The organism is Nocardiopsis dassonvillei subsp. dassonvillei DSM 43111 (assembly GCF_000092985.1).
Taxonomy (GTDB): Bacteria; Actinomycetota; Actinomycetes; order Streptosporangiales; family Streptosporangiaceae; genus Nocardiopsis; species Nocardiopsis dassonvillei.
Map to the genome: position 1 here is coordinate 2,553,583 of NC_014210.1, position 13,081 is coordinate 2,566,663.

Sequence of the window (13,081 nt, forward strand, 5' to 3'; positions counted from 1 at the left end):
GGCGGACCGGACCGCGGTGGTGCGGGCCGGAGCGGGATCAGGCCGGGCCGAAGGACTCCATGGCGGCGGTGCGCTGGGCGCCCTGGTCGGCCCACGAGGCGTCGGTGGAGGCCCAGGCCAGCGCGTAGTACACCCCGGGCGCCACCGCGATGTTGCGGGTCAGCACGCGGCGCGTCTCGCCGGTCTCGTCCCGCCAGGTGAACTCCCACTCGGCGGCCGAGTGGAAGCCGGTGTCGTCGGTGACGTCGGTGATCCGCACCCGCTCGTAGCCCGGCAGCCGCCCCGAGTCGTACACGCCCTGCTCCTGGTCCAGGACGTGCTGGTACTCGTCGTCGGTGGGGTGCTCGGCCATGTCGATCTGGAGGTAGTCGGCGTTGTCGGGGGACTCGAAGAAGACGCTGCTGCCGTCCACCCGGCGGATCCAGCCCTCGGGGACGCTCAGACCGAAGCCCTCGGGGTCCTCGGTCCAGGTCGTCCCGGGCACGGGGGCGCCGTCGGCGCCGCCCTCCTGGGGCGTGCCGGTCTCCTCCGGGGCGGTGGCGTCCCCCTCGTTCCCGCCCCCGGCCTGCTGCTCTCCGGCACCGGGTTCGGGGGACTCCTCCGTGCCCGTCCCGGAGGCGGCGGCACCGGTGTCGGACCCCCACGGGTCGAGCACCACCACCAGCGCCGCCACCGCCACCAGCGAGGCCAGGCCCAGGGTGAGCACCACCATCGGCCAGGACAGCCGTCCGCCCCGCCGCGGTTCCGGCGCCGCCGTGACCGTGGTCTGCGGCGGGACCGCCGCGGGGCCCCGCGGAACCGGTCCCGGGGATCCGGGCGGGACCGGCCCCGGGGTGACCGCGCGTGCGGGCGCGCTCAACGGCCGTGTCGGCACGGACACGGTCGTGGCCGAGGGGGCCGCGGCGGCGGTGCCCGCCTCCGCCTCCGCGGTCAGCAGCGCGCGGCAGCGGTCGGCGTCGATCCGCCCGGCCGGGTCCTTCACCAGCAGGCCCCGTACCGCCTGGCCCAGCGGGCCCCGGCCCAGGACGTCGGGCGGCTCCTCGGAGGTGACGGCGTGCAGTGTGGCGGGGATGCCCTCGCGGCGGAACGGGGAGGTGCCGGTGGCCATGTGGTACAGGGTGGCGCCCAGGGACCACAGGTCGCTCGCCGGGGTCGCCGGACTCATCGCCAGCCGCTCGGGGGCCAGGTAGGCGGGGGAGCCCATCACCCCGGCCGTCTGGGTGACGGAGGAGGTGTCGGCGATGGTGGCGATGCCGAAGTCGGTGAGCACCACCCGCCCGGCGTCGGTGACCATGACGTTCTCGGGTTTGACGTCGCGGTGGGTGATCCCCTGCCCGTGCGCGGTGCTCAGCGCGCTGAGCAGGTCGAGCCCCCACCGGGCGGTCACGCGGGCGCCGCGCGGGCCCTCCTGGCGGACCAGCGCGTGCAGGGAGCGCCCGCTGAGGAACTCCATGACGATCCACGGGCGCCCGTCGTCCTGGACGATGTCGTGCACGGTGACGATGTTGGGGTGGCCGCCCATCGCGGTGGCCTGCGCCTCGCGCCGGGCCCTGGCGGCCATCCGGTCGCGCTCGTGGTCGTCCAGGCCCGGGCCCAGGAGGATCTCCTTGACCGCGACGGTGCGGTTGAGCTCGGTGTCGTGGGCGCGCCAGACCCGGCCCATCCCGCCCCGGCCGATCTCGGCCAGCAGCTGGTAGCGGCCACGCAGTGTGCGGTGCGGCTCGGCCCCCATCGGACTCCCTTGCGGTGCGGGCCGTCGTGACCCCGTGGACGTCGAAAAGCCCGCAGGGACAGCGGTCCTCCATGCGAGCGGAGCGACCATAGTACTGAGGTACGACGGTGCTCCGGCCTCGTGGGAGCCCCGTCCCTGGTCAGTCCGCAGCGCCGGAGTCCCGGGGCCGGCGCGGGCCGCGGCGCGGTGCTCCCCGGGGGGTGTGGAACGGTCAGCCCAGGTCGGCGAGTTTGCGCTCCAGCACCTCCCGCTCGCGCTCGTTGCCGCACCGGCGCACGGCCAGCTCCAGTTCGGTGCGCGCCTCACCGGTGCGCCCCAGGCGCACGAGCAGCTCCCCGCGCACGTTCGGCAGCAGGTGCGAGTCCGCCAGCGCCCCGGCCGCCGCCAGCTCGTCCACGATCCGCAGCGCCTCGGCCGGTCCCCGGGCCATGGAGACCGCCACCGCCCGGTTGAGGTCCACCACCGGGGAGGGCGCCAGACGGCTGAGCGCCTCGTAGAGCAGCACGATCCGCTCCCAGTCCGTCTCCCGCACCGAGGCGGCGAGCGCGTGGCACTCGGCGATCGCGGCCTGGAGGCCGTAGGCGCCCAGCCCCCGGCCGGTCCTCCCCGCGCGGGCCAGGGCGGCCCGTCCCCGGCGGATCGCGGCGCGGTCCCAGCGGCGGCGGTCCTGGTGCTCCAGCAGCACCGGCCGCCCGTCAGCCCCGGTCCGGGCGGGGAAGCGCGCCGCGGTCAGCTCCAGCAGCGCCAGCAGGCCGTGGACCTCGGGCTGGTCGGGGACCAGACGGGCCAGCACCCGGGCCAGGCGCTGGGCCTCGCCCGCGAGGTCGAGCCGGAGCAGGTCGCCGCCGGAGCTGGCCGAGGAGCCCTCGGTGAAGATCAGGTAGACCACGTTGAGCACCGAGCCGAGCCGCTGGGGCCGTTCCTGGGCCGGGGGTACCCCGAAGGGCACCCGGGCCGCCCCGAGGGTCCTCTTGGCCCGGGTGATCCTGGCCTGCACGGTCGCGGTCGGGACCAGGAACGCCCTGGCGATCTCGTCGCTGGTCAGACCGCCGACCACCCGCAGGGTGAGCGCCACCCTGGCCTCCCGCGACAGCACGGGGTGGCAGGCGGTGAACATCAGCGCGAGCACGTCGTCGTCGATCCGGTCCGGATCCCACAGCACGTCGTCGGCCTCCCGTGCGGGGTCGGCGGGCGCGCTGCCCGAGGCGGCGCCGCCCTCGCCCAGGTCACGGGCGAGGACGGCGTACCTGTCGTCCAGGGCGGAGCGGCGGCGGAACGCGTCGATCGCGCGGCGGCGGCCGACGGTGAGCAGCCACCCCGCCGGGTTGCGGGGCACGCCCTCGCGCGGCCAGGTCACCAGCGCCTCGGCCAGCGCCTCCTGGCCCAGGTCCTCGGCCAGGGCGAAGTCGCCGGTGTAGCGCGCGAGCGCGCCGACGATCCGCGCCGAGTCGATCCGCCAGACGGCGGCTACGGCCTCGCGGCCGGTGGGGTCAGCCATCTCCGGTCGGTCCGCTCAGAGCTGGCCGGTGGCCTCGCGCCAGGCCCGCTCCCTCTGGATCCACTCGTTGTCCTGCGGGAACTCGTCGATCGTGGTGACCCGGCGGATCTCGGTCTTGAAACCGGGGCCGGTCATCGGCGACCGCTTGGCCCACTCCACGGCCTCCTCCTTGGAGGCCACGTTGAGGATGTAGAACCCGCCGAACAGCTCCTTGGTCTCGCCGTAGGGGCCGTCGGTGACCACGGGCGGCTCGGAGGAGTAGTCGACGACCACGCCCTCGGCGGCGTCGTCGAGGCCCTCCGCGGCGAGCAGCACCCCGGCGCGGATCATCTCCTCGTTGTACCGGCCCATGGTCGCGAGCATCTCGTCGAAGTCGATCTCGCCCATTCCCGCGAAGGCCTCGTCGGTGGCGCGCATGATCAGCATGTACTTCATGGCTCTGTCTCCCTGGGTGTCGCGGACCCTCCGGGCCCTTCCACCCCTAGGTCGAACGGGGGTGCCGCGGATCGACACGTCCACCGATCTTTTTCCGAGGAATTCTGACAGAGTCCGGATCCGCTGGTGGGGCGACGCCCCGCCGGACCGCGCCAACCGCCCTCCAGGGCACTGGCGCCCAGCTCAGGGCGTGCCGGTGAGCCTGCCCATGACGTCGTACACCTGCCGGGGAGTCATCGGGGCGCCGGGAAGCGGTCCCCGGGCGGCGTCCGCGCGCAGTCCGCCGAGCACGAGGGCCAGCCCGCGGCGCCAGGCGTCGGGCGCGGCGTCCCCGGCCGCACGGGCGAGCAGGGCGTCGGTGCCGAAGACGATCAGGAGGTCCTCGCCGGTGAAGTCCGGGCGCAGGGCGCCGGCCCGCCGCGCGCGCTCGACGATCCGCGTGGTGGCGTCCTGTGCCCTGGCGCAGACGGACATCAGGCGTTCGGCACGCGGATAGCGCCCGCTGGCCACGTCGGCGAGCGCGGGGTCGGTGACCTGGAGTTCGCAGACCCTCTCGACGTAGTACACGAACCCCTCCCAGGCCCCCTCGAAGGCCAGGGCGTGCTCGGCTGCCTGGTCGAGGCGGTCGGCGGCCAGGTCGGTCACCACTTCGTCGATGAGCGCCTCTCGGGTGCCGAAGAGGTTGTAGAGGGTGCCGTGGCTCACGCCCGCCCGGCGGGCGATCTCCTTAGTGGACCGAACGCGGCGACGGCGCCTTCCTGCTGGCCCGGGGCTACTCGGCGGCGCGACCGATGCCCGACCTCAGCGGCCTGGGCCCGGTGATGGCGGCCACCCGCAACTACCTGCGCTCCCTCCACTCCGAACTGGCCGACAAGGGCGTCTACGCCGGCGCCCTGACCATCGCCTCCCTGATCGACCGCAGCGAGGTGTCCGCCGCGGCCCGGGCCGCCTTCGACGCGGCCGACGGCCCGCGGTTCCCGGTCGCCGACCCCGACGACCTCGCCGAGCACTGCTGGAACATGTACACGGTCCGTGACCGCGCCGAGCGGTTCCACCCCGAGTCGCTGACTCCGCCGACCACGGCGTAGCAGCCGCAGACGCCGGGGGCGCCTACCGGGCCAGCAGGCCGCGCAGCGCGCCGACCACCTCGGCCGGGGCCTCCTCGGCCATGAAGTGGCCGCAGGTCACCGTGCTGTGGTGCAGGTCGGGGGCCCAGGCCCGCCACACCGCGGCGGCGTCGTAGCCCAGCGCCGCGCCCCAGTCCTGCTGGAGCACCGTCACCGGCATGGCCAGGCGCCGCCCGGCCGCGCGGTCGGCCTCGTCGTGTTCGACGTCGATCCCGGCCGAGGCCCGGTAGTCGGCCACGATCGAGGACACGGCCTCGCGCGAGGCCCGCAGGTAGGCGGCGCGCACCTCGGCGGGGATCGCCTCGGGGTCGCGCGTCCAGATGTCCAGGAAGTGTCCGAAGAACGCGTCCGGGCTGGCGCCGATCAGCTGCTCGGGCAGGCCCGGGGGTTGGGCCATGAGGTACAGGTGGAAGCCCACCGCTGCCGAGGCCCCGCGCATGACCTCCCACATGTCCAGGGTCGGCAGCACGTCGAGCGAGGCCAGGTGCGTGACGGCGCCGGGGTGGTCCAGCCCGGCGCGGATCGCGACCAGGGCGCCCCGGTCGTGGCCCGCCAGGGCGAAGCGCTCGTGGCCCAGGGCGCGGGCCAGGGCGACGACGTCGGCGGCCATGGTGCGCTTGGCGTAGCCGTGGCCGTCGGTGTCGGCGGGCTTGTCGCTGTCGCCGTAGCCGCGCAGGTCCGGGCAGATGACGGTGTGGTCGGCGGCCAGGTCGGCCGCGACGTGCCGCCACATCAGGTGGGTCTGGGGGAAGCCGTGCAGCAGCACGAGAGGGCTGCCCGAGCCGCCGACGGCGGCGTTGAGCGCCACACCCTCGGCGACGGGCACGCGCTGGTAGTCGAATCCCGGGATCCTGGGTTCCACGGTGGTCTCCTCCGTCGGGTTGGAGTCGGGTCCCCGGCGGTCGCCGGGGAACTCGGTCGTCCACGAGCCTGCCGGGAGCCGATGAGCAGCCGATGAGCAGCGGTTGAGCGGGGGCGTCGGCGGCCCCGTCCGGTGCGGACGGCCGGATAGATTGGCTGCCATGGGGGGAGAGGCGACGCAGGCGGCGGTGTCCTTCCGCGTGCTGGGCCCTCTGGAGGCCGTCGGCGCGCACGGGCCGCTCGCCCTCAAGGGGCCGCGGCACCGCGCGGTGCTGGCCCGGCTCCTGGTCGCCGAGGGCCGTGCCGTGCCCGTGGACCGCCTCGTGGACGACCTGTGGGAGGCGCCCGCCGAGGGCTCCGTGGCGGCGGTGCGCACCTTCGTCTCCGCGCTGCGCCGGTCCCTGGAACCGGACCGGCCCGCGCGGCGACCCGCCCGGCTGCTGGTGACCGCGCCACCGGGTTACGCGCTGCGGGCCGGACCCGACGCGGTCGACGCCCGGCGCTTCGCCGCGGCCGTGGCCCGCGGCGGAGCGCTGCTCACCGAGGACCGGCCCGGAGCGGCGCTGGACGGGCTGGAGGAGGCCCTCGGGTGGTGGCGGGGGCCCGCCTACGCCGAGTTCGCCGCCTACCCCTGGGCGCGGGCCGAGGCCGACCGGCTGGAGGGGCTGCGGCTGCTGGCGGTGGAGCGGCACGCCGAGGCCCTCCTGGCGCTGGGCCGTGCGGGCGACGCCGTGCCCGCCCTGGAGGCGCACGCCCTGGCCCACCCCCTGCGCGAGAACGCCTGGCGGCAGTGGGCGCTGGCCCTGTACCGCTCGGGCCGCCAGGGTGACGCGCTGGCCGCCCTGCGCCGCGCCCGCCGGACCCTGGCGGACGAACTGGGGGTGGACCCCGGCCCCGAACTGCGGCGGTTGGAGTCCGACGTCCTGGCCCAGGCTCCCCACCTCATCCCGCGTGCCGCCACCGCGGTTCCGGCACGGGCGGAGAGCGCGCCCGAACGCGCCCAGCGTCCCTTCGTGGGCCGGGCCCGGGAGCTGGAACTGCTGGAGGGGGCCGCCGCCTCCGCCGCGCCGCGCGCTCCGGCCCGGGTCGCGCTGGTCTCCGGCGACGCCGGGGCGGGTAAGACGGCCCTGGCCGAGGAACTCGCGCGGCGGCTGGCCGGGCGCGGGTGGACCGCGGCCTGGGGGCGCGGCCCCGAGCACGAGGGGGCGCCCGCGGTCTGGCCCTGGACGCAGATCGCCGCCGTGCTGACGGCGGCCGCGGACACCGCGACCCACGGGGTCGCCACCGGCCCGGCACAGGCCGCGGAACACGCCGCCGACCCCGGCGCCCCGCGCGCTGCCACCACCGACCCCACCGGCACCGGATCCGGGGCCCCGCGCATCGATACCGCCACGGCCACGGGCATCACAGCGCCCAGCGGCACCGCTGCTCCCGCCCGGGACGACGACACCACAGCGCCCGGGGTCGCCAGCGCGGACCCCGCCGCGGCCCGGTTCGGCGTCCTGCGCCGGGCCGCCCGCCTCCTCGCCTCGGCCACGCGGCGCGGCCCCGTCCTGCTGGTCTTCGACGACCTGCACCGGGCGGCGGAGGAGACCCTGGAACTGTTCACCTTCCTGGCCGCCGAACCGCTCCCCGGGCCCGTGCTGCTCGTGGGGACCTACCGGACCGGCGAGGTCCTGCCCGCGCTGACCGCGGCCCTGGCCCGGCTCGCCCCCGGCGAACCGGCCCGCGCCTACCTGGGCGGGCTGGCCGAGGACGCGACCGGCGCGCTCGTACGGGCCCTGGTCGGCCGCGACGTCGACGGGCGGGCGCTGCGCACCGTCCACCGGCGCAGCGGCGGCAACCCCTTCTTCGTCCGTGAGCTGGCCCGGTTGCTGTCCGACGGGGACGGCGCCGCGCTCGACGCGGTCCCCGCCGGGGTGCGCGACGTCATCCGCCACCGCCTGGGCTCCCTCACGCCCGGGGCCCGGGCCCTGCTGCGGCAGGCCTCGGTGATCGGCCGCGACATCGACCCCGACGTCCTGTCGGCCCTGTCCCCGGACGGGGACGCCCTGCTCGACGCCCTGGACGAGGCGCTGGAGGCGGGCTTCCTCACCGACCGCGCCGAACCGGACGAGCCCGACGGCGCCCCCGGCCTGCGCTTCGCGCACGTGCTGGTGCGCGACACCCTCTACCAGGACCTCTCCCGACCGCGCCGGGCGCACTGGCACACGGCGGTGGCCGAGGCCGTCGAGGCGCTGCACCCCGACCGGGCCGACCTGCTCGCGCACCACTTCGGGCGGGCGGGAACCCGCGCCACCGCGACCCGGGCCGCCCACCACGCCCGCACAGCCGCCCTGCGGGCCGAGGAGCGCTTCGCCCCGCACGAGGCGGCCCGGCTGTGGCGGGAGGCCGTCGCCGCCCACGACCGCTCCGGCGAGGACCGGCCCCGCGAACGCCTGGAGGCGGTCATGGGCATGGTGCGGGCGCTGGCCGTCACCGGCCGCCTGGAGGAGGCCCGCCACCACCGCGCCCGGGCGGTCGCCGCGGCCGAGGAGCTGGGTGACGCGGAACTGACGGCGCAGGTCATCACCGCCTTCGACGTGCCCGCCCTGTGGCCGCGCAACGACGACGAGGAGCTGGCCCGCCAGATCGCCGGGGCCGCCGAGCGCACCCTGGCCGCGCTGCCCGAGGACCGCCCCGAGCAGCGCGTCCGCCTGCTGTGCGCCCTGGCCCTGGAACTGCGCGGCACCGCCACCGGCCGGGGCCCGGACGCGGCCCGCCGGGCCGAGGAGGCCGCCCGCGGGCTCGGCGACCCCGCCCTGCTGTGCCTGGCGCTCAACGCCCGCTTCATGCAGTCCTTCCAGGGCTCCGGGCGGGCCCCGCAGCGCGTGGAGATCGGCGCGGAGCTGGTCGACCTGGCCTCTCGGCACGGCCTGGTGACCTTCGAGGTGCTGGGCCACCTCGTCCTGGTCCAGGCGCACTCCGCGCTCGCCGACTTCGGTGCCGCCGACGCCCACGCGGCCGACGCCGACCGGCTGGGCTCGCGCTACGGGATTCCGCTGGTGGGGGTGTTCACCCGCTGGTACGAGGCACTGCGCACGGCCGCGCGGGGGGCCGTCGAGGAGGCCGAGGCCGCCTACCGTGCCGCGAGCGTGCGGCTCGCCGACACCGGCATGCCCGGTGTGGAACAGGGCATCCTGCCCCTGGCGCTGCTGTGTCTGCGCCTTCAGGGCGGCCGACCCGCACCGGTGGACCCGCGCCAGGACTGGGGCCCCTACGCGCCCTGGGCCGACGCCCTGGCCTCGCCCGAGTCCGCGCCCCCGCCGCCCGACGCACCGCCCGGCCTGCTCGGGGAGGCTCTGACCTGTCTGGCCGCCCGGGCCGCCACCGCCGTCGGCGACCACCCCGCGATGGAGCGCGCCCACCGCCTGCTCTCACCCGCCGCCGGGGAGCTGGCCGGTGCGGGCAGCGGTCTGTTGACCCTGGGACCGGTCGCGCACCAGCTCGGCGACCTCGACCGCGCGCTCGGACGCCGTGAGCGGGCCGCGGAGCACTACCGGCTGGCCCTGCGCGTGGCCATCCGGGCCGGGTCGCCGCACTGGACAGCCGCGGCCCGGGCGGCCCTGGCCGACCTGGGCTGAGCCGCGCGCCGTACCGGTGGCGGGGTTCGCGGGGCCCGCCGCTTCCGTGCCGTCTGCTCCATCGGCGCGGGCGGGACGGCGCCGTCCAGGACACGAGGCCCGGGCGACGACCGCGACACGCCCGCCGCGATGTGTAGTTTGGCCCTGTTGTGGTAAAAAGTTAGGCGTGCCGAACTTTCAAGATGAGGCTTCTTCACACTCCTGGTCGGCGAAGCTCCCCGCCGCCTCCCTCGCCCTGGTCCTGGGCCTGACCGCCTGTTCCTCCTCCGCCGGGCAGGAGCGCGACGACGGACGGCCCCTGGTCCTGACCACGTTCACCGTCCTGGCGGACATGGCACGCAACGTCGCCGACGGACGCGTGGAGGTCGCCTCGCTCACCCGGCCCGGAGCCGAGATCCACGGCTACGAACCCACCCCCGACGACCTCGTCCGCGGCCGGGACGCCGACCTGATCCTGGAGAACGGGCTCGGCCTGGAGGCATGGTTCAGCCAGTTCACCGAACGCGTGCAGGCCCCCACCGCCGTGCTCAGCGACGGTGTCGAGACCATCCCCATCTCCGCGGGGGAGTACGAGGGCCAGCCCAACCCCCACGCCTGGATGTCACCCGACAACGCCCCCGTCTACGTCGACAACATCCGCGACGCCCTCACCGAACTCGACCCCGAGGGCGAACGGGTCTACGCCGAGGCGGCCGAGGCCTACAAGGACGAGATCAGCGGGGTCGGCGACTACCTGGAGGACGAACTCGCCGGGGTCCCCGACAGCTCCCGCGCCCTGGTCACCTGCGAGGGCGCCTTCTCCTACCTGGCGCGCGACGCGGGGCTGACCGAGATGTACCTGTGGCCGGTCAACGCCGAGACCCAGGGCACCCCCCGGCAGACCGCCGCCGTCACCGAGTTCGTCCGCGACAACCAGGTGCCCGCCGTCTTCTGCGAGAGCACCGTCAACGACGGCTCCCAGCGCTCGGTGGCGCGCGAGACCGGCGCCGCCATGGGCCGGACCCTCTACGTCGACTCCCTGTCCGAGGAGGGCGGTCCCGTCCCCACCTACCTGGACCTGCTGCGCCACGACGCCGAGGCCATCGTGGCCGGGCTGCGGGGGGAGGAGCGGTGAACGCCGCCATCGAGGTCACCGACGCCACCGTCCGCTACGGCGACGTCCTGGCGCTGGACGGCGTGAGCCTGTCCGTCGCCCCGGGCCGCGTCTGCGGCCTGCTGGGCACCAACGGGTCGGGCAAGTCCACCCTGTTCAAGACCGTGCTGGGCCTCGTCCCCGCCGACGGGGGGCGGGTGCGGATTTTGGGGCACACCGGGGCCGCCGCCCGCCGCCGCGGGCTGGTGGGCTACGTGCCCCAGTCCGAACAGGTCGACTGGGCCTTCCCGGTCCGCGTGCGCGACGTGGTGATGATGGGCCGCTACGGACGCATGGGACAGCGGCGGCGCCCCCGCCCCGCCGACCGGGAGGCGGTCGAGCACGCCCTGGACCGCACCCACCTGGGCGACCTGGCCGACCGCCAGATCGGCGCGCTCTCCGGCGGCCAGCGCAAACGCGCCTTCGTGGCCCGCGCCATCGCCCAGGGCGCCGACGTGCTCCTGCTCGACGAGCCCTTCGCCGGGGTCGACAAGCGTTCGGAGGGGCGCATCACCGAACTGCTGCTGCAACTGCGCGGCGAGGGCCACACCCTGCTCGTGTCCACCCACGACCTGGCCCAGGTGCCCGCCCTGTGCGACGAGGCGGTGCTGCTCCAGCGCCGCGTCGTGGCGCACGGCGCCCCCGAGGAGGTCCTGCGCCCGGAGACCCTCATGGAGGCCTTCGGGGTCCACACCGACGAGGAGGGAACGGCATGGACGCGCTGACCGCGGTCGCGGAGTGGTTCACGGTGCCCCTGGGCTTCGACTTCGTCCGGCGCGCCCTGCTGGTCAGCGTGGTCGCCGGAGTGGCGTGCGCCGTGCTGTCGTGCTGGATGACGCTGGTGGGCTGGTCGCTGATGGGCGACGCCGTCTCCCACGCCGTCCTGCCCGGGGTGGTGCTGTCCTACCTGTTCGGGCTGCCCTTCGCCGTGGGCGCGCTGGTCTTCGGAGCCGGGTCGGTCGCCCTGATCGGGGTGGTCAACCGCACCTCCCGGGTCAAGGAGGACGCCGTCATCGGGGTGGTCTTCACGGCCATGTTCGCCCTGGGCCTGGTCCTGGTCTCGCGCGTGCCCAGCCAGACCGACCTGGGTCACATCCTGTTCGGCAACGTGCTGGGGGTGTCGGACACCGACATCTGGCAGGTGCTCGTCCTGGCCGGGGTGGTGCTGGCGGTGGTCTGGTACAAGCACCGCGACCTGACCCTGTACGCCTTCGACCCGGTCCACGCGCACGCGGTGGGCATCAACCCCCGCCTGCTGGAGACGCTGCTGCTGGGGCTGCTGTCGGTCACGGTGGTGGTGGCCCTCCAGGCGGTGGGGATCATCCTGGTCGTGGCCATGGTCATCGTCCCCGGAGCGACCGCCTACCTGCTCACCGACCGCTTCGAGCGGATGCTGGTCATCTCCGCTGCGGTGGCCGTGGCGGCGGCCGTGGCGGGGGTGTTCCTCAGCTTCCACCTGAACGTGTCCACCGGCGGGGCGATCGTGCTGGCCCAGTCGTCGGCCTTCACCCTGGCCTACCTGTTCTCGCCCCGCCAGGGCGTGCTCCGGCGGCGCCGCGCCGCACGGGGGGCCGGGGGCCGCGCGGTCGGCCGTGGGCGGACCCGCCCCGCGAAGGAACCGTCCTAGGTCCACCGCCGCCGACGGGCGCGGCCCGCCGCGTCGCCGCTAGGGGCGCCGCACGTCGATGACGTACTTCCCGCGGACGCCGCCCGCCTCCAGCCCGCGGTGGGCCTCCGCGATGTCGGCCATCGGGAGGACCGTGTCGACCATGGGACGGATCTTCCCCTCCTCGACGGCCCGGGTGAGCTCGGCGATGCGCTCCGCCGACGGGTCGTTGCTGAAGAGCTTGGTCCGGCCGGGCCGTACGACGGCCCGGAGCCCGGTGCCGAGCAGGGACCTGAGGACGCGGTCCGGGTCGAAGGCGAGCGCGACCATGCGCCCGCGCCGGTGCAGCCGCGCCTGGTAGGCACCGAGGTCGGTGCCGACCAGGTCGACGATGACGTCGAAGCGGCCGAGGTCCTGCGGCCGGGTCGTGCGGTAGTCCAGGGCCTCGTCGGCGCCGAGTCCTCGGATCCAGTCGAGGTTGCGGGCCCCGGCGAGGGCGGTGACCTCGGCGCCGAGCGCCTTGCCCAGCTGCACCGCGACGTTGCCGACGCCTCCGGTGGCGCCGCGGACCAGGAGCCGTTCACCGGGCGCGAGGCGGGCCTTGTCCGTCAGCGCGGTCAGGGCGGTGGTGCCCGCCCCCGGAAGGGCGGCGGCCTCCAGGAGGCCGAGGTTCCCGGGCGCGCTGGCGAGCCGCCGCTCGGGGACGACGACGTGGTCGGCGACGGCCCCGAAGACGAAGTGCGGCATGAGCCCCCACACCGCGTCCCCCGCCCGCCAGGCGCGCACTCCGGCGCCCACCGACGCGACGCGGCCCGTGAAGTCGACGCCCACGCCCCGGGGGAACCGGGCGCGGGTGATCCCGCGCATCCTGCCCGAGCGGAAGGCGAGCTCTGCCGCGTCCACGCTCGCGGCGTGCACCTCGACGAGCACCTCGCCCTCTCCCGGGCTCGGCGTGGGCACCTCGTCGACGCGCAACACCTCGGGCGGGCCGAATCGGTCGTACCGCACAGCGCGCATGGTCGTTCTCCCCGGTCTCTCGACAAGGAAGTGGGGTGTCACCCCACTTC

General features: G+C 75.8%; 11 protein-coding genes. 5 read left to right on the forward strand and 6 right to left on the reverse strand.

Annotation, left to right across the window (positions count from 1 at the left end; translation table 11 throughout):
• Positions 1-37 precede the first annotated feature (37 nt).
• The 4 genes from NDAS_RS10560 to NDAS_RS10575 form a co-directional block, all read right to left on the reverse strand.
• The gene (locus NDAS_RS10560) at positions 38-1,732 is read right to left on the reverse strand and encodes a serine/threonine-protein kinase (protein WP_013153165.1); all 1,695 of its coding nucleotides are present in this window, start codon (positions 1,730-1,732) and stop codon (positions 38-40) included.
• Positions 1,733-1,943: 211 nt separating this feature from the next.
• Positions 1,944-3,230, reverse strand: coding sequence for an RNA polymerase sigma factor (locus tag NDAS_RS10565; protein ID WP_013153166.1), 1,287 nt, complete (start codon positions 3,228-3,230; stop codon positions 1,944-1,946).
• A 15-nt stretch (positions 3,231-3,245) separates the two neighbouring features.
• Positions 3,246-3,665 (reverse strand): YciI family protein, encoded by a 420-nt coding sequence (locus tag NDAS_RS10570; RefSeq protein WP_013153167.1) that lies wholly within the window; start codon positions 3,663-3,665, stop codon positions 3,246-3,248.
• 183 nt (positions 3,666-3,848) lie between these two features.
• The gene (locus tag NDAS_RS10575; RefSeq protein WP_081461718.1) at positions 3,849-4,388 is read right to left on the reverse strand and encodes a TetR/AcrR family transcriptional regulator; all 540 of its coding nucleotides are present in this window, start codon (positions 4,386-4,388) and stop codon (positions 3,849-3,851) included.
• Positions 4,389-4,456: 68 nt separating this feature from the next.
• Here NDAS_RS10575 and NDAS_RS10580 point away from each other — a divergent pair, with 68 nt between their 5' ends.
• On the forward strand, positions 4,457-4,753 hold the full coding sequence (locus NDAS_RS10580; RefSeq protein ID WP_049800300.1) for a hypothetical protein: 297 nt from the start codon (positions 4,457-4,459) through the stop codon (positions 4,751-4,753).
• 22 nt (positions 4,754-4,775) lie between these two features.
• Here NDAS_RS10580 and NDAS_RS10585 read toward each other — a convergent pair whose 3' ends face one another.
• Positions 4,776-5,654 (reverse strand): alpha/beta fold hydrolase, encoded by an 879-nt coding sequence (locus tag NDAS_RS10585; RefSeq protein ID WP_013153168.1) that lies wholly within the window; start codon positions 5,652-5,654, stop codon positions 4,776-4,778.
• Positions 5,655-5,814: 160 nt separating this feature from the next.
• Here NDAS_RS10585 and NDAS_RS10590 point away from each other — a divergent pair, with 160 nt between their 5' ends.
• From NDAS_RS10590 to NDAS_RS10605, 4 genes are all read left to right on the forward strand, one after another.
• Complete coding sequence (locus NDAS_RS10590) at positions 5,815-9,276, forward strand: AfsR/SARP family transcriptional regulator (RefSeq protein ID WP_013153169.1); 3,462 nt, start codon at positions 5,815-5,817, stop codon at positions 9,274-9,276.
• A 166-nt stretch (positions 9,277-9,442) separates the two neighbouring features.
• Positions 9,443-10,390, forward strand: coding sequence for a metal ABC transporter substrate-binding protein (locus tag NDAS_RS10595; RefSeq protein ID WP_013153170.1), 948 nt, complete (start codon positions 9,443-9,445; stop codon positions 10,388-10,390).
• Positions 10,387-11,133, forward strand: a complete 747-nt coding sequence (locus NDAS_RS10600) for a metal ABC transporter ATP-binding protein (RefSeq protein WP_013153171.1) — start codon at positions 10,387-10,389, stop codon at positions 11,131-11,133. The genes NDAS_RS10595 and NDAS_RS10600 overlap by 4 nt, the downstream gene beginning before the upstream one ends.
• The gene (locus NDAS_RS10605; protein WP_013153172.1) at positions 11,121-12,035 is read left to right on the forward strand and encodes a metal ABC transporter permease; all 915 of its coding nucleotides are present in this window, start codon (positions 11,121-11,123) and stop codon (positions 12,033-12,035) included. The genes NDAS_RS10600 and NDAS_RS10605 overlap by 13 nt, the downstream gene beginning before the upstream one ends.
• Before the next feature lie 39 nt (positions 12,036-12,074).
• On the opposite strand, the gene NDAS_RS10610 is transcribed toward NDAS_RS10605, so the two are convergent.
• Positions 12,075-13,031 carry an NAD(P)-dependent alcohol dehydrogenase gene (locus tag NDAS_RS10610; protein ID WP_013153173.1) on the reverse strand — a complete coding sequence of 319 codons (957 nt, stop codon included), beginning with the start codon at positions 13,029-13,031 and terminating at the stop codon, positions 12,075-12,077.
• Between the last annotated feature and the right edge of the window lie 50 nt (positions 13,032-13,081).